This is a genomic window from Nitrospira sp. (assembly GCA_016715825.1).
Classification (GTDB): Bacteria; Nitrospirota; Nitrospiria; order Nitrospirales; family Nitrospiraceae; genus Nitrospira_D.
In genome coordinates this window covers 203131-223778 of the sequence record JADJXO010000013.1, presented here as the reverse complement: position 1 = coordinate 223778, position 20648 = coordinate 203131, and the positions used below count along the sequence as shown (strand labels likewise).

General features: G+C 53.6%; 17 protein-coding genes and 1 pseudogene. 12 read left to right on the top strand and 6 right to left on the bottom strand.

Features of this window, described 5'->3' with window-relative positions:
* Window positions 1-6 precede the first annotated feature (6 nt).
* Window positions 7-1368, top strand: a complete 1362-nt coding sequence (locus IPM58_18095; GenBank protein MBK9308952.1) for a S41 family peptidase — start codon at window positions 7-9, stop codon at window positions 1366-1368.
* Here the strand turns inward: IPM58_18095 and IPM58_18090 are convergent.
* Window positions 1365-1835: a histidinol-phosphatase gene (locus tag IPM58_18090; protein MBK9308951.1), complete on the bottom strand. Its 471-nt coding sequence runs from the start codon at window positions 1833-1835 to the stop codon at window positions 1365-1367. The genes IPM58_18095 and IPM58_18090 overlap by 4 nt on opposite strands.
* 99 nt (window positions 1836-1934) lie before the next feature.
* Between IPM58_18090 and thiS the strand changes: the two are divergent.
* From thiS to IPM58_18045, 9 genes and pseudogenes are all read left to right on the top strand, one after another.
* Window positions 1935-2924, top strand: a pseudogene (gene thiS / locus IPM58_18085) (sulfur carrier protein ThiS).
* Between the two features lie 109 nt (window positions 2925-3033).
* Window positions 3034-3660 carry a thiamine phosphate synthase gene (thiE, locus tag IPM58_18080; protein ID MBK9308950.1) on the top strand — a complete coding sequence of 209 codons (627 nt, stop codon included), beginning with the start codon at window positions 3034-3036 and terminating at the stop codon, window positions 3658-3660.
* Between the two features lie 136 nt (window positions 3661-3796).
* The gene (arc, locus tag IPM58_18075) at window positions 3797-5566 is read left to right on the top strand and encodes a proteasome ATPase (protein ID MBK9308949.1); all 1770 of its coding nucleotides are present in this window, start codon (window positions 3797-3799) and stop codon (window positions 5564-5566) included.
* A gap of 7 nt (window positions 5567-5573) precedes the next feature.
* Window positions 5574-7073 (top strand): proteasome accessory factor PafA2, encoded by a 1500-nt coding sequence (locus IPM58_18070; GenBank protein ID MBK9308948.1) that lies wholly within the window; start codon window positions 5574-5576, stop codon window positions 7071-7073.
* Between the two features lie 22 nt (window positions 7074-7095).
* Window positions 7096-7911 (top strand): proteasome subunit beta, encoded by an 816-nt coding sequence (gene prcB, locus IPM58_18065; protein ID MBK9308947.1) that lies wholly within the window; start codon window positions 7096-7098, stop codon window positions 7909-7911.
* 2 nt (window positions 7912-7913) lie between these two features.
* Entirely contained in the window at window positions 7914-8600 is a 687-nt protein-coding gene (gene prcA / locus IPM58_18060) for a proteasome subunit alpha (protein MBK9308946.1), read from the top strand.
* Between the two features lie 89 nt (window positions 8601-8689).
* The gene (gene pafA / locus IPM58_18055; protein ID MBK9308945.1) at window positions 8690-10066 is read left to right on the top strand and encodes a Pup--protein ligase; all 1377 of its coding nucleotides are present in this window, start codon (window positions 8690-8692) and stop codon (window positions 10064-10066) included.
* 5 nt (window positions 10067-10071) lie between these two features.
* The gene (locus IPM58_18050; GenBank protein ID MBK9308944.1) at window positions 10072-11058 is read left to right on the top strand and encodes a M23 family metallopeptidase; all 987 of its coding nucleotides are present in this window, start codon (window positions 10072-10074) and stop codon (window positions 11056-11058) included.
* Between the two features lie 104 nt (window positions 11059-11162).
* On the top strand, window positions 11163-11420 hold the full coding sequence (locus tag IPM58_18045; protein MBK9308943.1) for a hypothetical protein: 258 nt from the start codon (window positions 11163-11165) through the stop codon (window positions 11418-11420).
* A 202-nt stretch (window positions 11421-11622) separates the two neighbouring features.
* Here the strand turns inward: IPM58_18045 and IPM58_18040 are convergent, their stop codons facing one another.
* Window positions 11623-12459, bottom strand: coding sequence for a hypothetical protein (locus tag IPM58_18040; GenBank protein ID MBK9308942.1), 837 nt, complete (start codon window positions 12457-12459; stop codon window positions 11623-11625).
* Window positions 12460-12922: 463 nt separating this feature from the next.
* Here IPM58_18040 and IPM58_18035 point away from each other — a divergent pair, with 463 nt between their 5' ends.
* The gene (locus IPM58_18035; protein ID MBK9308941.1) at window positions 12923-13654 is read left to right on the top strand and encodes a Fic family protein; all 732 of its coding nucleotides are present in this window, start codon (window positions 12923-12925) and stop codon (window positions 13652-13654) included.
* Window positions 13655-13668: 14 nt separating this feature from the next.
* On the opposite strand, the gene IPM58_18030 is transcribed toward IPM58_18035, so the two are convergent.
* Window positions 13669-14040, bottom strand: coding sequence for a hypothetical protein (locus IPM58_18030; GenBank protein MBK9308940.1), 372 nt, complete (start codon window positions 14038-14040; stop codon window positions 13669-13671).
* A gap of 225 nt (window positions 14041-14265) precedes the next feature.
* On the opposite strand from IPM58_18030, the gene IPM58_18025 reads away from it, so the two are divergent.
* A complete protein-coding gene (locus tag IPM58_18025; protein MBK9308939.1) occupies window positions 14266-15033 on the top strand; it encodes a hypothetical protein in 768 nt (255 codons plus the stop codon).
* A 32-nt stretch (window positions 15034-15065) separates the two neighbouring features.
* Here IPM58_18025 and IPM58_18020 read toward each other — a convergent pair whose 3' ends face one another.
* Genes IPM58_18020 through lon form a run of 3 tightly spaced genes read right to left on the bottom strand, consistent with a single transcriptional unit; the run spans window position 15066 to window position 20563 of the window.
* Complete coding sequence (locus tag IPM58_18020; protein MBK9308938.1) at window positions 15066-16484, bottom strand: HD domain-containing protein; 1419 nt, start codon at window positions 16482-16484, stop codon at window positions 15066-15068.
* A gap of 14 nt (window positions 16485-16498) precedes the next feature.
* A complete protein-coding gene (thiL, locus tag IPM58_18015) occupies window positions 16499-18043 on the bottom strand; it encodes a thiamine-phosphate kinase (protein ID MBK9308937.1) in 1545 nt (514 codons plus the stop codon).
* A 21-nt stretch (window positions 18044-18064) separates the two neighbouring features.
* Window positions 18065-20563, bottom strand: coding sequence for an endopeptidase La (gene lon / locus IPM58_18010; GenBank protein ID MBK9308936.1), 2499 nt, complete (start codon window positions 20561-20563; stop codon window positions 18065-18067).
* Between the last annotated feature and the right edge of the window lie 85 nt (window positions 20564-20648).

Below are 20648 nucleotides of genomic sequence, written 5' to 3'. Positions count from 1 at the left end.
ACGATGATGGAACAGCAGCCGCGGCGGAACTCTTGGGTGGTCGGACCGATGATCGCACTTGCCCTTCTCTGCGGAGTTGTCATTGGGAAGGGGTGGGAACGGACCGGACATGCGAGCGAAACCTACGAGGAGCTCAAGACATTTTCGGAAGTCCTGAACCAGGTTCAAAAACATTATGTTGAGGAAGCGAAGCCCAAAGACCTCATCCAAGGTGCCATTCGCGGCATGCTGGCGACGCTTGATCCACACTCGGCCTACATGACGCCTGAGATGTACAAGGAGATGCAGGTTGAGACCAGAGGAGAATTTGGGGGGGTCGGTATTCAAATCGGGGTGAAGGACAACCGTTTGTCGGTCATTGCCCCGATCGAGGGTACGCCTGCTCATCGCGCTGGGGTCAAGGCCGGTGATTTCATCACCAAAGTCAATGACGATTCGACAAAAGATCTGAGCTTGATGGATGCCGTCACCAAGATGCGAGGCCCAAAAGGCAGCAAAGTCAACTTGACGATTCAGCGGGATGGCGCACCGGATCCATTGGTGTTCACACTGGTTCGAGATACCATCAAAATAGAAAGTGTGAAATCAAAGGTGATCGAGAACGTCGGCTATGTTCGGCTGACGCAGTTCCAAGAAGCGACCGGTCGAGATCTCTCCAAAGCCATCAAGCAGTTTCGTGACCAGAAAGTGCAGGGAACGATTCTCGATCTCCGCAATAATCCTGGAGGCCTCCTGACGGCGGCCGTTGATGTGTCCGAACAATTCCTCCCCAGCGGCAAGTTGGTGGTCTACACAAAAAGCCGGGAAGGGAAAAAGGACGAGTGGTTCGCAAAGGCTAAAGATCAGCTCGAAGACCTTCCGGTGATTGTCCTTGTCAACGAGGGGTCAGCCAGTGCGTCGGAAATTGTGGCTGGGGCCCTGCAAGATTGGGGACGAGCCGTTGTGGTTGGAACCACCTCGTTCGGGAAAGGGTCCGTGCAGACGATCCTGGCTTTAGGGGATGGTTCAGGGCTTCGCTTGACGACTGCCAAGTACTATACGCCAAAAGGTCGGTCCATTCAGTCAACGGGGATTACTCCGGATATTGTGGTCAAGCTCGCCAACGCTTCTCCGGCCAAAGGGCCTGATGGTAAACCGAACGAGAAAGAGACGGAGAGGGAGTCGAAGGCAGTGAAACCGCCGGCCGGGAAGGATGCCTCACCACACGACGGAAAGTCTCCAGACGAACCTGGTTTGAAAAATGGAACGCCTCCCCCGGCCTTGCCGGAATTGAGCGGGGAACTGTCGCTTGAACAGGATGTCCAACTGCAGAAGGCGGTGGAGTTGTTGAAGAGCTGGAAGATCTTCAAAGAACTGAAGGTCTCTTAGGGATTGGGATTTTGCATGCGTTGGTGAACAGCGTGCAACAACTGCTCCTCTGAACCGGAGAAGTTCGGCAACGTGCGAATCAGGTGTGACCTGATAAGTTGATCGAGATCGGCCAGCGTCCGTATCCCGAGTCGGAAATACAGGTACGTCACGAGTGAATCGGAAAGTCCAGGAAGCGTTGCCCAATCTTGAACTTCTGCCGGAAGAGGGGTTTTGAGCTCTTCATAGGCACGGACTGTTCCCGTTGCAAGGAACTCGTCTATTCTTTTTGCCAGATCAGCCCCGATTCCATCAATTTCCTCAAGCCCATGGCGATCAGCTACTATCGCCACATCTTCCTCGATTGCGACCAGTGCATCGGCGGCCCGTCGATAGGCCCGGACTCGATAGGGATTGGCTCGTCGAGATGCCAGGAGATCGGCCATCGATCGGAAGATGGTGGCCAGCTGTCGATTATTCTCTTTCATGATGATCCTATTGTCGGGTGTTGAGGAGGTGTCACGCAAGCGTCGCTTTGTTGACAAGCTGAATTCGGGTCTCATAGGATGACCCATATCATGAGCGATATCCAGATTCATGTAAACGGACAAGCTCGGCCCTGGCGCGGCGGCGCCACGGTTGCTGATCTCCTGCAAGAACTGGATATTAAGACGGAGCAGGTTGCAGTCGAACTAAACCTTGAGATTCTTGATCGTGCAGTATTCGGGAAACGTGTGCTCAACGATGGGGATCGGCTTGAAATTCTTGGTTTTATCGGCGGCGGGTCATTTTAAGAGGATATAATGGCAGAGGATCGGCTGATTATTGCTGGGCAGGAGTTCAAGTCTCGGCTCTGGGTCGGGACTGGGAAATATAAGGATTTTGTCGAGACACAACAGGCGATTGAAGCATCGGGCGCCGACGTGGTCACCGTCGCAGTTCGTCGAGTGAACATCACGGATCGATCGAAAGAGAACCTGCTCGATTACATTGATCCCAAAAAATACACGATTTTGCCGAACACGGCAGGCTGCTACAGTGTGGAGGATGCCGTTCGGTATTCCCGTTTGGCGCGCGCGGCCGGCGTTTCTGATTTGGTGAAGTTAGAGGTGCTTGGAGACGAGAGGACTCTGTTTCCGGATACGGCGGGATTGATCGAAGCGGCGAAGATTCTCGTCAAAGAAGGCTTTATCGTATTGCCCTATACGAATGATGATCCGATCGTCGCGCAGAAACTCGTCGATGTGGGATGTCCAGCCGTCATGCCGCTGGCGGCGCCGATCGGATCGGGGCTTGGGATCCGCAATCCCTATAACTTGAAAATCATTATGGAAATGATCAAGGTGCCGATCATCGTCGATGCCGGTGTGGGGACTGCATCCGACGCCGCATTTGCGATGGAATTAGGGGCGGATGCGGTGCTCATGAATACCGCGATTGCGGGCGCTCGGGATCCGATTGCCATGGCGGAAGCGATGAAGTGTGCCGTTCATGCCGGGCGTCTTGCCTACAAGGCCGGCCGTATTCCGCGAAAGTTGTACGCAACGGCCAGTAGCCCGATCGAAGGGATGCTGTAGTGATTCAGTAAATTGTGAGAAGTGAAAGGTAAGAGTGGGGAAAGAAAAATGCGATAACTTACCGTGAGGCTCCTCACGCCGCAGTGTGTGAGTCTAACCGTCTTCAAACATGCCGCCAGTCAATTTCCGTTTGCTTCTGGTTACTGATCGTCACCAAGTACGAGGACGCGCGCTCTCAACGGTGCTCCAACACGCGATTGAGGCTGGTGTGAAGGCTATTCAGTTAAGAGAGCGCGATCTCTCCACCCGCGAGCTCCTTTCGCTGGCGAAGGAGATGCAGGGCATGACAGCATCGCGTTCAGTCTCATTGATCCTGAATGATCGTATGGATCTTGCAATGGCCCTCGATCTGCAAGGTGTTCACCTGCGAGCGGATAGTCTATCTGCTCGTTCTGTACGTCGGATTGTTGGTCCGGGGCACCTGATTGGGGTGTCTACTCATTCGGCAGAGGACGTGCGTCGTGCCGGTTGCGACGGTGCCGACTACGTTGTTCTTGGCCCCATCTTCGACACGCCCACCAAACGATCTTTTGGGCCTCCGTTAGGGCTTGGTCTATTGCATGAGGCGTGTCGCCATTCGCCCATCCCGATTTTTGCCATCGGAGGGATTACATGTGAACGAGTCTCTGAAGTCCGCCAAGCCGGCGCCTATGGCGTTGCCGTAATGGGAGCGCTGTTAATACGGGACGATATCGGGGTGGCGGTCCATGAGTTCATGCGTGCATTGGAGGTGTGAGTACTTTTACCACGTGACCTGCTCAGCAACACCGCGAGATCGCCCGTTGGAGTTGACCGCCTCTAGGTCGGGTGTTAGAATCCAAAAACCAGCTTGATTCGTGTTCGCTTCTGCGAATTATTCATGTCGTTTCGATATGGCGGAAAGCAAAGGTCAGCCAAATCGACTCCGGTCCCTCCGCGATTCTGTCAAGAAGATTAGGAAGCGGTTGTCTGAGGGTGATGGAGAGATGATCCACAAGAACGACGAACACACGCGGGAAATGGATAAGCTGCGTGTCCAGATACAATCGATGGAAGAAGAGATCCGTCGACTGTACCAGTCTCGACATCAACTTGATCAAGCCAATAAACAGAACGAAAGACTTGCAGCGACGCTGCAGGAAGCCAAGGCCCAGATCGAGGCGCTCCGGACTGAAGTCGAGAAACTGTCGGCACCACCGTCGTCCTACGCCATTTTTTCAGGTATGAACGCGGATGGCACCGGAAATGTCTATGTATCGGGGCGGAAAATGAAGGTCAGTCTCCATCCCTCGATCAGACCAACGGAGTTACGTAAGGGACGAGAAGTTGTGCTCAATGAAGCGCTGAATGTGATCGAGGTGAAAGGATTCGATAGTCAGGGCGAGGTCGTTCGACTCAAAGATGTGCTGGAGGGAGGACGAGCCCTCGTCACGCTCCATTTCGATGAAGAGAAAGTGGCGGAGTTGGGTGATCCGTTGCTGGCGGAGCGACTGAGTGTCGGGGATCATCTCCTCTATGATGCCCGCTCGGGCTATGTGATTGAGAAGTTGCCGAAGTCCGAAGCGGCAGAGCTCGTGTTGGAAGAGGTTCCTGACGTTGATTATGAGAATATCGGCGGTCTTCAAAAAGAATTGGAACATGTGCGCGATGCAGTCGAACTGCCCTTCCTGCATCCTCAGGTGTTTTCTGAGTATAAACTCAGCGCCCCGAAGGGGGTCCTGCTGTATGGTCCGCCTGGCTGCGGGAAGACTCTGATTGCCAAAGCCGTAGCCAACTCAATCGCCAAGAAATTGGGCCATCGAGCCGGGAAGGAAATTCGCAGTTACTTTCTCCATGTCAAAGGACCTGAACTGCTGAATAAGTATGTGGGTGAATCTGAACGGCAGGTGCGTGAGGTCTTCAAAAAAGCCAAGGAACGGGCTGACGATGGCCATCCGGTGATCGTGTTCTTCGACGAGATGGATGCGCTGTTTCGGACACGTGGTACTGGGATCTCGTCGGATATTGAGTCTACGATCGTTCCCCAATTCCTCTCGGAGATCGATGGGGTGGAGCGGTTGCGGAATGTCATCGTCATCGGAGCGAGCAATCGGCAAGATTTGATCGATCCGGCCGTGCTGCGTGCCGGCCGATTGGACGTGAAAGTCAAAGTGGGACGACCGGATGCTGCCGCAGCTCGAGACATTTTTTCAAAATATATCTCGACGGATCTTCCGTTTGCCGATGAGGATTTAGCACGGCATGGAGGCGATCGGCAGGCACTCGTCGATCAATTGACGGCGTTGACTGTCGATACGATGTATGCGGCCAGTGAGGAAAACAAGTTCATCGAAGTGACCTATGCCAATGGTGAAAAAGAAGTCCTCTACTTCAAGGATTTTTCCAGCGGGGCATTGATCGAAGGGATTGTCTCGCGTGCGAAGAAGTTTGCCGTGAAGCGCGTGATCGCACATGAAGGTTCGGGATTGCGCTCGGACGATTTGATTCGCGCTATTCGAGAAGAATTCAAGGAGCACGAGGATCTCCCCAACACGACCAACCCGGACGATTGGGCCAAAGTCGCCGGAAAGAAAGGTGAAAAGATCGTTCACATCCGCACCATCAGCGGTGGGCCGACGGACCATCGACAAATTGAAACCATCAGCACCGGCCACTATCTCTAGCGATCTTATGCACGATTCCATTCCCAAGAACCGCCCGCGAGTGTTTGGAACCGAGACTGAGTTTGGTATTGCGGCGAAGGACGGGTTTGCAATGGATCCGGTCTCCGGCTCCTTTGCTGTGATCGGTCATTATCCGGCCTTACCGGCGCCAGGAGCGATATGGGATTACGAACATGAAAATCCTCTTCTGGATGCCCGTGGCTTTGAGGTTGATGGTGAACGGGAGCGTCCGAATCCCGACTATAACCGACAGCTGAATAAGGTATTGGCCAACGGAGGCCGGTTATATGTCGATGGAGCTCATCCTGAATATTCGACGCCGGAATGTTCAACCGCGCGTGAAGTGGTGGCGTTTGAGCGCATCGGAGAGCGAATCCTCGCAAAGTGCCTTCAGGAGATGACGCGTGTGAGGGGAAGCGAACAATATCTCTTGTACAAGAATAACTCAGACGGCAAAGGCAACAGCTACGGATACCATGAAAACTATCTCGTCTCCAGGGCGGTGTCGTTCGATAAGATTGCGCGTGTTTTGACCCCCTTTCTCGTGACTCGGCCGATCTTTTCCGGAGCAGGCAAGGTTGGAGCCGAAAACCAGACCAGTCCGACAGAGTATCAAATCTCTCAGCGTGCGGACTTCTTTGAGTGTCTCATGGATCTCAACACGATGGTCAAGCGTCCGATCATTAATACACGAGACGAACCGCATGCCGATGCCGCACGCTTTCGAAGACTCCATGTCATCACCGGTGACGCTAATATGGCCGAGGTGTCGACCTATCTGAAGGTGGGGACATTGGATATCGTGTTGGAATTGCTCGAATTCGAAGCGGACTTGCCTCAAGTGGAACTTGATGAACCGGTTCGAGTGTTCAAGCAAGTTTCACGTGACCTTGAGGTGAAGCAGACGGTCAAGCTGGCCGGTGGGAGGCCCACCACAGCGCTTGCGGTTCAGCGAGCGTACCTACACGCCGCCCAGACCTTTTATACCGCCTATGGTTGCCCATCCACCACACAGGATGTGCTGGCCTGTTGGGATGATGTCTTGACCAGGCTGGAACGTGATCCACGGTTGCTTGTGAAAGAGTTGGATTGGGTGGCCAAGCGCCACATGATCGAGTCGTATATGGAACGGAAAGCGTGTGGATGGACTGATCCACGAATCAAGCTGATGGATCTCCAGTATCATGATGTCCGTCCGGAAAAAGGATTGTTTTATACACTGGAGCGTGGTCATCTCATCGAGCGAATGGTTGGGGAGGAGGAGGTTCAACGGGCTGAGCTCAATCCTCCGACCGGCACACGGGCCTATTTTCGTGGGCGCTGTGCACAGAAGTTCTCCAAGTCTCTCTACGGTGCAAGTTGGACGTCCGTTCTGCTCGATGCGGGCAATAACACCATCAAGAAAGTGCCGTTAATGGATCCACATCGGGGCACGCAATCATTAACGCGCGAACTGCTGGATACCGCAGATTCGGTTGATGAGTTGCTCGAGCGACTTCAAGTATGAGAGATGGTGGCCTAAGAACACGATGAAGCTGCCGTATCTCCCCAACCACGACGACTCCAGTTTCTTTGACTTTCTCACCAAGCAGCATCCAGGATTGACGTTGAGCGGTCATGGCATGGCCTCGGCATCTGAGCCGATGCGAGCCACCGGTCCCATGGCCGTGCCCTATGCCACGACCGTCCTGGCGATCAAGTATCAAGAGGGTGTCGTGATTGCCGGAGATCGTCGAGCGACAGAAGGATTTCAGATCGCGGATCGCCGTATCGAAAAGGTCTTCAAAATCGATGAATGGTCGGCGATGGCCATTGCCGGCGCAGCCGGGCCCTGCATCGAGATGGCCAAATTGTTTCAGACTGAGCTGGAGCATTACGAGAAATTGGAAGGGATGGTGCTGTCATGCGAGGGGAAAGCCAACAAGCTCGGGCAGATGGTCAAAGCGAACCTCCCGATGGTATTCCAGGGGTTGGTGGTGATGCCGCTCTATGTCGGGTACGACGTCAAACGGGAGGAAGGGCGCATTTTTAAGTATGACATTACCGGTGGGAGATACGAAGAGTCCGACTACCATGCAATTGGTTCCGGCGGGAAAGATGCCCGCAATACGATGCGTGAGCATTTTCGGAAGAACCTGGCCGAGGCTGAAGCGCTCAAGCTGGCGTTGTTGTCGCTCTACAATGCCGCCGACGACGATGTTGGAACGGGTGGACCGGATTTGATACGGGGGATCTACCCGACAGCCAAGTTTGTCACTGCTCAAGGCATTACTGATGTGATGGATGACAAGTTGAAGGCCGTGTATGACGAGATGATGACCGCACGCCGTTCGAGGGAGACGTAATTATGGCCATGCCCTATTACGTGTCCCCAGAACAGATGATGCAGGACAAGGCCGAGTACGCCAGGAAGGGGATTGCAAAAGGCCGTTCAATCATCGCAATCGAGTATGCCGACGGCATTCTGTTGACGGCGGATAACCCGAGCGCTTCCCTGCACAAGGTGTCTGAAATTTACGACAACATCGCGTTTGCCGGAGCGGGCAAATACAGTGAGTTCGAAAATCTGCGAAAAGCGGGAATCCGTCACGCCGATCTCAAGGGGTTTATGTACAGCCGTGAGGATGTCACAGGCCGTTCCCTGGCGAACGGCTACTCACAAAGCCTCGGCACCGTATTCAGCCAAGAAATGAAACCGCTTGAGGTGGAGATTTTGGTCGTGCAGGCCGGTACGAATAACCATCCGAATGAGATCTATCGGATTTCCTTCGACGGCAGCATCATCGATGAAAAGAACTTTGCGGTGATCGGGGGACGGTCCGAAGCCGTCCAAACTCTGTTGAAGGACAAAAGCTCCAGTGACGCTCCTGTCCTCAACGCTGCGTTGAAACTATGTGTTGAATCACTTGAACAGACGGCGAATCAAAAGCTGCAACCTGAAGGCTTGGAAGTGGCAGTCTTGGACCGGACTCGCACAGGCCGAAGGTTTCGTCGTTTGTCGGTGAGTGACGTCCGACAAATCCTCTCTTCATAGCTTCCACTTTCGCGAACGTGTCGTTTGTTGCACATCCCGGAATGGGCGTGTAACCTGTTTCTACAGCTTATATGGTGCCTTCACGTCCTATGAAACAGAGGATATTCGGTCTCGAAAACGAGTACGGCCTTATTTTTTCTCCCAATGGCCGGATCTACCTCCCCATGGAGAAGGTGCTCGGGTACATCTTCGAAGGATTGATCCCTAACAGCTGGCCGTCGAACGCGTTTTTGGTCAACGGGGCACGGTTTTACCAAGATACCGGTTGCCATCCTGAATACTCGACTCCGGAATGTGACAACATCCTTGACCTTGTGGTCCATGATAAGGCCGGTGAACGGCTGCTGGAAGCCTGTCTGCCGGCGGCAGAGGAGCGGCTTCGCGAAGAAGGTCTCTCGGGAGAGATCTATATTTTTAAGAATAATACGGATTCATTGGGCAACACGTACGGCTGTCACGAAAACTTCCTCATGCGGCGCGACGTCGACTTTTGGAAAGTCACTGAACAATTGATCCCATTTTTTGTGACCCGTCAGGTGTTCAGTGGGGCGGGAAAAGTTCTGAAAGTATCCGGAAAGCCTCAGTACTTCATTTCTCAGCGGGCGCAGCATATTCATGAGAAAACGTCGTCTTCTACGACCTCTTCCAGGAGCATCATCAATACCCGCGATGAACCTCATTCCGATGCGGAACGGTATCGACGGCTCCATATCATCGTCGGTGACTCCAACATGTCTGAGTATGCCACGTACCTCAAAGTGGGGACAGCAGCCTTGGTCCTGTCGATGATCGAAGAAGGGTACACGGTGCATGGGATGGAGCTCGAAGATTCGGTGAAAGCCATCAGGGAGGTATCACGCGATCCGACGCTGAAAAAGAAGGTGAAGCTCGATGACGGTCGGCAATTGACGGCGATCGAAATCCAGCGAGTCTACTTGAAGCGGGCTCAAGAATATTTGGCCCAGGAGGACCATGAGCCGATCTTGGATGACGTATGCGACAAGTGGGAATCCGTGCTGCAGCAATTGGAGGACGACCCCATGCAGCTTACGCATCAGGTTGACTGGGTGACGAAGAAACACGTGATCCAATCGTACGTCGATAAGAGGCAGTGCGGGTGGGATGACCCACGGGTGTTCTTGTTGGATTTACAGTACCATGATGTGAAGCGGACACGAGGCTTGTACTATTTGATGGAGTCTCGCGGGCTGATCGAACGAATCGTGGAAGAAGGGATGGTGCAACGGGCGATGTCCACGCCTCCACAAACGACGAGGGCCAAGGTCCGTGGGGACTTTATCCGGTTTGCACGAGCCAAGAACCGGTCCTATACCGTGGACTGGACGTATCTGAAGCTGAACGGGTATTGGGAAGAGACGATTCTCTGTATGGATCCATTCAGTGCGGTGAATCGACGGGTCGAAGAATTAATTTCCCAAGTGTCCGGAGGACGGTTCTACCGATGAGATTGATGGACGAGCTGAATGCTCGATATCATGCCACCGTGCGACGGTTCAGGCTTGGCGTGGTCATTCTTCTCGCCCTTGTCTTTCCTGTCGATCTCTTTGCGGGCCCCCAGCTGGGCGCTCAAGCGAGTGATGCTCACTATAGCGGCAAGCAGGGTCAAATATTGGTAGTCAACGTTCCAACTGATGGTGGAGTCACCGGCATGGAGGGAACGTTTCTAGGCCGTTCCATCAGCTTCTTCCCCGACACGCGACCTGAGGAGTCGAACAGGTTTGTCGGCTTGCTCGGGATCGACCTGCAAGACGAACCAGGAATCCATGAGCTACGCGTCGAAGTAGAGACTGGAGAACGAAGCGAGGCGGCGACATACCGAGTCGAGGTTCTCAAGGAGAACTTTCATGTGGAGCGTCTTACGCTGCCAAAAAACAAGGTCGATCTCGATAAAAAAAGCCTGGCACGATGGAAAAAGGAACAAGCCCAGGTCAAGAAGCTACTGGCGAATGATTCTCAGACAAAATTCTGGCAGGGAGGATTCATCGAGCCTGTTGCAGGCAAGCGAACCGGGATCTTTGGTAGTGTCCGGATCATGAATGGGCAGGCCCGCAACCCGCACAATGGTGAAGATATCGGTGCTCCGCTCGGAACCGAGGTTGTGGCAACGAACGATGGCCTCGTACGGTTGACCGTCGATCATATCTTCTCCGGGAAGGGGGTATTTGTGGACCATGGGCTGGGCTTGTTCTCAATGTATTTTCATCTCTCCGAAGTGCTGGTCAAGGAGGGAGATCTCGTCAGGGCTGGAGAGATCGTTGGGAAAGTGGGCGCCACCGGTCGCGCGACCGGACCGCATCTCCATTGGGGGGTGAAGCTCAACGGCGCGCGCGTGAATCCTTATGCCTTGCTGGATCTCCCGTTCACGAGGAGTGTGCAATCGGCTGCTCCGGTGCCGGTCACGGTTCCAGGCTCCGGTATCGGCGCGCCGCATCCCTAATCCTGACCGCCTTTCATCTCCAGGTTTTTCTTCCATGCAATTTCAGGTTGATCTCGTCCCACTGCGGGCATACCCTGTCTCTAAGCGTTTGGCGAGAGGCTGCCATGCGAATCTTTCTGTTTGTCCTCTCAATCATTTCCCTCCTGCTCGCCGCGCATCAATTCTCGCTTACTGAACAGACGGGCCAGTTCAAGGGAGCACTCTTCCTTCTTCTGATCGGCATCCAGCTGCTGATTGCCGCGGCTCTCATTTCACAACATCGAGAAGAGTGTTCTAGAAAGCCATCGACATCCGCGAATAAGGAACAGAGAATTGGAGCCGATCCAACTGATGTGAACGCATCGAGGGAACTGGGAAAGTGATCGTGAGAGCGCAGTGGGAGCGTTAGACTGAAGGAACTGGTTGGCCAATCAGGTTGATGAACCTATTTCTCGGTATCTCATCTTCATCCGGACTATTCTTCAACAAGCAAGAAATTGACACGCCCAACCTTATCAAATATAGAACGGAATTAATCTCGCCACTTGCGAGGAATTATGGCTCGACAGCAATACTGTTAGGCAGTTATTTCGATGACATTGCCTGTTTCCAGGCGGATTCGATAGCGCTTTGAAGTATCGACATCTGATTTACGTCCCTAGATCGCAAAGTGATCGACTTCCGGCCCATACGATGAATGGAAAGTGCGATGCCTTGTAACGTCACACCTTGAATTATGTTGAAGGGGATCATCGTCGTTCGTTTCCAGTACTTGATCAAGAGGCCTTCGTTTATTATCACGATTCGCTCGATTGTGCCGTACAACCCCCACCAGACGAGCACTGGAGACGCAAGTGCCAATAGCGCCCCTCTGAGATCTAGTCCCTTGGTTTGAAATGGGAGAAGGCTGAGAACTCCAACCACACAAGAGAAAATGCCGATGGTGAAGATCATCTTGCTTCCAGCCCTATGAAGTGTAAACGTAATACGTCCGTCGGGAGATTTTTGTCTCAGGTGTTCGCGCAACCTAGCGTCCAATTGGAGGAAGTTATCAAGGTCGTAGTAGATGTACATGAGACAACAACCATGCTCGTCGAGCACGTCATATCGACCGCGTAAGCTGTGTGGCATCAGTTGGGCAATGCGATGCCATGGGACTATAAGGGGCTGTCCCGAAGCAGGTTCATAGGCAAGCCCGGCGTCGGTGACAACAATAGAATCGTGCATGCGAAGGTAATACAGAACAAGCCACCCGGCTACAACGATCAACCCAATGATGATAGGGATGAAGATGATTAGTTTATGGCTTGGCTCAGTGCTGAACCATATGAAGAGACTTGCTCCAACCACCCCCATCAAGCACATAACAATCAGCATAATCACGCCGGCACGGGTGATATGGTCAAAGGAATAGCGCTGCATACGCAAATCCTATCAGAAGCACATGAAAGCGCTAGCGCTCTGAGTTATTTCCGAATAGTTTTTAGGACTTGAGCACCTGTCTGACCGTGCCGCGACGAGTTCTCTGACATATATAGCATGGTCGCTACTGGTTTCTAAGAGGCGTACGACCCGCTCGATGCACAATGCCCGAGCGCTTACTTTTGACGGTCAACGATAGCTGCTTGAGCTGTCACGGTTTCTCAGGATAGTGCGTGTAATGAGTGGGATCTTCTGAGACTTCGACCGCGCTCAGTGGGACGGACAGTTTCTGACGGATGTGGGGCACAGGGGGTTTCAAACTCGACCGGACTATCCAAGAAGTTCGACAACGCCACCTGCCAGCATGCACGCTGTTTCATAACTGGCCCCTGTTGTCTTCATTCCATAGATGAATGGCTTTGGTTTTGTGCAATGGAGCGTGACGTGGTATTAATGACACGTCATGAATGAACTCCTGACTGCGATCGCCACAAAGAAGATGCAGCTTGACGCGTTGCGTCCGATCTCACGCGCGGCGTTGCTAGCCTTGCAGACATCCTATGATGTGGACTTGACCTTTACGTCCAACGCCATTGAAGGCAATACGTTGACTCTACGGGAGACGGCAGAACTGATCGAACATGGGATTACTGTTGGAGGGAAACCCTTGCGAGACCACCTTGAGGCGGTCGACCACTACGAGGCGGTCTTATGGGTGAGGGAACTTGCGGCCAAGACGACACCGATTACTGAACACACCGTGTGTGAGTTGCATCGACGGATTGTCTCTCGCAGCCAGCCTGAGATCGGCGGGATATACAGTACTCTTCCCCACCGCATTGCTGGTTCTCCTGTTGTGTTTCCAAACGCGGTGAAAATTCCCGAGTTGATGCGAGTCTATGGTGAATGGATTTCGCAGGCGACGTCTGAACCAGCAGCCAGCTTTGATGCGCATTACCGGCTGGTGGCCATTCATCCATTTGCGGATGGCAACGGACGTACGGCCAGGCTTGTGATGAATGTCCTACTTCTGCGTGGCGGGTATCCACCGGTTGCCGTTCGACCAGAAGACCGAAAAGCCTACCTCGATACGCTGGAACATGCATCAATGAGGGAAGATCTGACGCCTTTTCAGACATTCATGCATCAAAGGCTGGACGCGACTCTGGGAGAGTACCTGAACGCCCTGCAATAGGCCCGACTTCTTGCCTATTCCGGCGAGATGCCCAATCCTCCCAGCAACGGCATCAAGCTCTCTTCACCAGGGCCTTTGCCCTCTTTTGACGCCTGGGTGATGTCAGAGAAGAGCTGCCCAGCTTCGGGGCTCAATTGTTTCAACCGTTCTCCCAGTTGACCCGACATCATGCCTCGTTGGACCTCGTCGTCCGTGAGTTTTCCCTCCTTGATGTTTTGCTGGATGATCAGTGCCAAGGATTGAACTTTCGCCAGCATATCCGGAGGCATGCTATTGAGGATTCTTTGCGCTCCCTGTTGTCCCCCTCCAAGTTGCGCATAAGATGGACTACCCAATGAGATAAGAATCCCACAGAGAGCAATCAGCCATTTCCCTAGAATCCCCATGTCAGCCTCCTTTCTGTGGATCTGGTACGTGTGGTGCCCAAGCAATCCTGCAGGATGCCTGCCAGATTCCGGTGAAACGGCTAGGTAGTCATAAAGGGGTTCAGACGAGTTAAGTATGCCGGGATGTTAGCCGATAGAGCCCTATACCCAATTGAGAACACACGGAATTTCTGAGACGATTTTGGTCTTGGACATCATTTGAAGCTAGTGATGGAGGGGGGCTCAATGCTTGAGGGGTGGCAATTTCCGGACATGACCGTCTATTTGGTGGGCATTCTTGGCCTTCTTGTTGTGTGGCAATACTACCAGATGCAGATCATGGCCGGCCGCATCCTCGCCGTCGACATCTTCGACCGCTCCGGTATCCGCATGTATCTCTATGTCACTCCTGATGATGACCACATCTGTGAAGTCTGTGCCGCTGCGAATGGGGGCGTGTACTCACCGTCCCAAGTTGCGAAGAAAAACTTTTCACCGCTTGATGGGAAATGCCAACGACCGACTCCCTGTGTCGGAGTGCTCATTGGGCTGTACGGGGCGTGGCTCGAAGCCAGGGGTGTGTTGGAGAATCTTCGCCGGAATATCAAGAATGGGGGGATCCAACTCTCAGCGGAAGAAGTACGGGCCTTGGTGAACGGGCAATGGGAACGGTGTATCAGTGCCGATACGGATCGATTGGGAATCCAGATGATCGAGGCACTCGCCTATGAAAAAATCAACCAGGAAATTGCCATTCAAGGGTATCGCTATGTTGTGGAAGAGGCCAGAGAAGTTCGACACTTGCTGCTGCTTGTTCCAGCGTATCTTCGACTCCTTCAGTTGCTTCTTCGGGCCGGTGAAGAGGCTGAAGCACTCGAAGTAATTGCGCGCTTTGAAAGCCGATTCCCATCGACCAAACGGGGCCCGCATTTTCCGTCGGAGAAACAGCGGGAAGTCATGAAAACAAAAAAAGCTCAGTTGATGAAAAGCCTGCCGCTCAAAATGTCGGCGTAGAGATTCTCACTGCCACAGAAGCGTGCCACACCCTAATAATTCGATTCCAGACTGGTCGGTGTTTTATTCAGCACGGTTGCGGCAGCTTGCGACAAGGTGGCATCGTGGGTATGGTCGAGCGAATAGATCCGAAATTGGATCAGTCGCGTGGGTAGGAGGTCCAGGAATTCTTCCAGTGGTTCGGGCGACACCTGGCCGGTGCCGGGATCATAGACGTATAAGGGGTTCCCGCGTCGATCCTTGGGATCGGGTCGTGGATCCAAGAGGGCCATATCTACCCGGAATGGGAGTCGCTTCAAGCCGACCGGCAATTCTTTGCTAATCTGCTGTTCGAAGTGCCGATGGCTGGGAAACGCCATACCGCGCTCCTGACCTTTTTCCTTTAGGGTCGTGCTGTAGGCCATCTTCCATTTGACGTCACGGTCTACGATTCGCGCCCATTCTTGGCCCAATTGCCGGCGGATTTTCTGGCGAGAGTGGGTCCAGCCGCGAACTTCTTCCAGGAGCGACCAATCCGTCAGCGTGCGATACTGCTCCATGTTCTTTCGCGGGTCGCGCGGGCACAGCAGCTGCATCGTTTCACCGAAGATATCGCGGAGGTGGATGTCGATCGCCCTGGTTGTGCGGTGAAAATATACGTTGGAGTAAAGGTACATCCGTGTGTTCAAGAACATTTGGAGCGCGGGAAGCCCAGTTTTATGAATCGTGAATCCCTTGTCTGTCACGATCGTGTAATGAATCAACCGTGTCAGATCGACAGGGCCCACAGCCACGCCGCACATGTAGGAATCCCTCAGCACATAGTCGAGGTTGTCACCGGTATAACTTCCTGAAATAACCGGTTGGAGGATATTGAGCCACCGAGGAAGTCTTGAATTATCCTTTCCTTTCTCTTTGAGGATGAGATGCGCAATCTGATCCGGGTCCAATGCTTCGCCCTTCTCAAAAGGCCCGGAGGGACTACGGCGTAGTTTTCTGATGATCGGCGCCAAGTACTCTCGGATGATAATCTGCCCCAATCGTTCGTGGGAAAGCCCCATGGCATGGAGAAAGTTATCGTCGAAGAAATGGCAAAACGGACCATGCCCGATATCATGCACCAAGGCCGTCACCCGTAAAAGTTCCTCCACAAAGTTGGCGGAAGGAACATCGTTGACCGCTTTCTTGAGAAAAGGGTACAGATGCCGGGCGAATCGTCCGGCCACGTGCATGGTCCCTAAGGAATGAACAAACCGGGTATGTTCTGCCGACGGGTAGACCCAACGGGCGCTTTGAAGCTGAAAGATGTATCGTAGTCGCTGGACCCATGGGGAATCGATCAAATCCTTCTCGGTGAGTTCATGCGGATCGGGGGTCGCAAAGGGAACGGTGAAGGTCACGTATTTGTGAATCGGATCAGCGATGAGGGCCGATCCATCATAGGGGGCGGTCGATCGGTCTGCTCGTTCCATAGTCAATGCTCATCTTAGCCTACCGAGTCTGAAGGCGGCAATGCTTCATGAGTGGAAGCGTCTGACTTCTGGCGATACTTCACACAGAAGGAATATGCGATGGGGTACGAGAACACTGCTCCGAGCACACTGAGCACGAATCCCCCCAGCACGAACGGACCTACATATGGAAGGACCTGGTGGTAAATCCCACTGGTGGTCAAATCGTTCCAGTCGAACGTCGGCGCGTCTGTGCGACCCAACAACAGAGCGCCGGTCCAATAGGTTGCGCCCAATATCGGAATGATCGTCCAAGGATTGTTGATAAAGGCTCCGGTCAATAGGGCCAAAAAGTTGAGACCGAATAACCATGTGCACAGTGCCACCATGGCGGTATGGAGGCCATAGGCCGGCGAGAACGCGATGAAGACCCCCAGGGCAAAAGCCAGCGCCGTGCGTCGTGGTGACTCTTGAAGATGGAGCACTTGCCGGAGCAGTCCTCGGAATGAGCGTGTTCCTCCGGCAGAAGGATGTTTGTCTGTCTCCGTCATCGGCAAAAATGCTCGTAACTGGTCGAGGGGAGAGGGTTGCCTGTGTCCCTGAGATGTCATCTGGATGCCAAACCTTCTTAAGCGAATGGTTCCGATACGGGTAATGCGATAGCCGTGTGCCTTTGCTTGTCGTTCGAGCGTGTGATGGGATTTCGGCGACACGGTAAACAGCAGCTCGTAGTCCTCGCCTCCGGTGATGGCGAGTTGAACCGGCGAGAGACGACGGGCTTTCGCATAGGCTCGACAAGCGGGTGAGAGCGGAAGATTGTCGCTCTCCACCTCTGCGCCAACCCCGCTTTCCTCACAGATATGCCGGAGATCCCCGGAGAGTCCATCGGAGAGGTCGATGGCGGCTGAGGCCAGTCGTCCGGTATTGAGCCACTGCCCTTCCGTGACCCGTGCCGAAGGATACAAGTGGCGGCGTATCAGAAACTGTCGGTGAACTCGTGAGAATGGTGACGGCGTTTTCTCAGATAATCGCCGAGACGTGTCTTGTGCCAGCAACCGACACCCGGCGAGTGAATCCCCCAGCGTGCCGGACACATAGATAAAGTCTCCCACCTTTGCTCCGTGACGAAATAGGGCGCGGCGCTTTGTCGTGGTCCCAATGAGGGTGATGCTGAGAAAGAGCCCCATCTTGGATGCAGAGGTATCTCCCCCGATCAGAGCCACGCCGTAAGGCCGGCAGGCGTTCATCAGTCCTCTATAAAAGTCGTAGATGTGTGAGTGCCTCACCTGTTTGGGGATAGCGAGCGAGATGAGCAGATACCGAGGGGTCGCTCCCATTGCAGCAAGATCGCTGAGATTGGCGATTGCGGCCCGGTATCCGATCGATCTGGGCGCAGCAGATTTCAGGTCGAAATGAATGCCTTCGGCGAGCAAGTCGGTTGTGAAATGCCACCAGATCGGTAGAGTCGTCTCAACCACCGCCGCGTCATCACCGATGCCCTGCACCAGGCCCGGTGTGTGACGGGCAAACTGACCCTTCAACTCTCGAATCAGAGCGAATTCTTGCAGAGGTTTGGCCATACGAGGGGCCACGACACGTTCCTATGGCCGAGACGGCTCACGCCTGGCTTTCAAAGCGGCAGGGAGCTCAGGTGATCGACGGCTCTTGCCGGATCGCAAAGGGTGGATACGGGCAGGTGCCGGAGGGGCCGACGGCTTGTTCGAAGTCGAGGGCGTCTTGGGTCTTTTTCGAAGGGCAATTCTCATGACATCGTCCATGGTATCCACGAACGCCAATTGGATGCCTTTTAGGAGATGTTTAGGAATTTCCTCAAGGTCCTTCTTATTTCGACGTGGCAGGATGACGGTGCTCAGTTTGGCGCGTTTCGCCGCCAAGATTTTTTCTTTGAGGCCACCGATCGGGAGCACACGACCTCGGAGGGTAATCTCTCCAGTCATGGCGAGATCCCGCCTTGCAGCCGTTCCTGAAAACGCCGACGCGATTGCTGTAGCCATCGTGATGCCGGCGGAAGGACCGTCTTTAGGGATAGCACCGGCTGGGACATGGATATGGAGGTCTTGTCTGCTGAACATCCCTGGATTGAGATTCAAGGTCTTCTCTCGTGAGCGAACATAACTGAGGGCCGCCTGTGCAGATTCTTTCATGACATCTCCGAGGTGTCCGGTAAGGGTCAATTGGCCTTTCCCCTTCATCACCGTCGCCTCAATGTACAGGACGTCGCCACCTGACTCAGTCCAGGCCAGGCCCGTTGCCACCCCGATTTCGTCTTTCTCGAGTTCTGCTTCCGGCACATACTTCGGAACACCCAGATACTTGTGGAGATTGGAATGATCGATCGGAAATCCTTGGCTTTTACCTTCAGCGACTTTCTTTGCAACCTTGCGCATCACATTGGCAATCTCACGCTCGAGATTCCGCACTCCGGCTTCCCTGGTATAGTGGGAAATAATCTGCCTGATCGCCGGCTCTGTCAGCCGGACGTGTTTACTTGTGATTCCATGTTCCTCAAGCTGACGGGGAACCAGGTATTTCTGAGCAATGCCGAGTTTCTCCTCTTCCGTGTATCCCGGAATTTCAATGATCTCCATCCGATCGCGTAGGGCGGGTAGGATGGGATCGATCAAATTGGCCGTAGTGATGAACATGACCTCGGTCAGGTCGAACGGGACTCCGAGGTAGTGGTCGGTGAACGCGCTGTTCTGTTCCGGGTCGAGCACCTCCAGCAAGGCTGCCGATGGATCCCCCCGAAAATCCATCCCAACCTTGTCTACCTCGTCGAGCATGAAGACAGGATTGGCGGTGCCGGCTTGCTTCATTCCCTGGATGATGCGTCCGGGTAATGCACCGACATAGGTTCGCCGGTGTCCACGGATTTCCGCCTCATCTCGAACGCCGCCTAAGCTGATGCGCACAAACTCTCGCCCCAATGCCCGGGCAATCGACTTGCCGAGAGAGGTCTTTCCGACCCCCGGCGGACCCACGAAGCACAGGATCGGCCCTTTCATTTTTTCTTTCAGTTTTCGGACGGCGAGATACTCCAGGATCCGTTCCTTGACCTTTTCAAGGTCATAATGATCATCGTTTAATACTTTTGTAGCCGCTTTCAGCTCGAGGTTGTCCTTGGACCGCTTCGACCACGGCAATTCAACCATCCATTCCAAGTATGTTCGTACGGTTGCGGATTCGGCGGTATCCGGATGCATCTTTTCAAGTCGCTTGAGCTGTTTCTCGGCTTCTTTCAGAACTTTTTCCGGCATCTTGGCGTCTTTGATGCGTTTACGAAATTCCGTGACTTCTTCAGCCCGCTCATCAAGCTCACCCAATTCTTTTTGGATGGCTTTGAGCTGTTCTCGAAGAAAATACTCGCGTTGGGTCTTGTCCATCTCGCCTTTGGCTTGTGCCTGAATCTTTTGCTGCATCGAGAGGACTTCGATCTCTTTCCCGAGAATGTCGCTCACCTGGCGAAGCCGTTTGATGGGATCGACAATCTCCAGGACGGCCTGCGTGGCGTCGACTTTCAACCCGAGATTTGATGCCACCATATCAGCCAACCGGCCGGGCTCTTCGAGATTTTCGATGACGACCATGACATCAGGAATTAAGACTTTTCCCAAACTCACGATCCGTTCGATCTGCTCTTTGACGGTCCGCATGACGGCTTCTGCCTCGAGCGTCGTCGCCGTCGGTTTTGAATCGCTCATCTTATCGATTCGAACAGAGTAATAGGGGTCGGCCTGAATATATTTCGTGATTTTTGCTTTGGCGATCCCCTGAACCAAAATCTTGATGCGCTCATCCGGCAGTTTCAGCATCCGCATGATGATGCCGACAGTGCCGATTGTATGGATGTCCTTAGGGGAAGGATTTTCAACGTCGAGCACCTTTTGAGTGGCAAGGAAGATCATCCGATTTCCAGCGAGGGCCGCTTCGATGGCCTTGATCGACATGTCGCGACCGACAAAGAGAGGGAGCACCATGTACGGGAAGACCACGATATCCCGGACCGGCAGCAACGGCAGCTGGGTTGGAACTTCAATATTTTGGGGAGGCTGAATATCTTGCTCGTTTGGGTCAGTCATGATATGTGCCTGTTCGTTACATCAATGAGCGAAGTGTCGACTACGCAGCCATACTGGTCATCCAGCATATCATATGCCGGCGCTT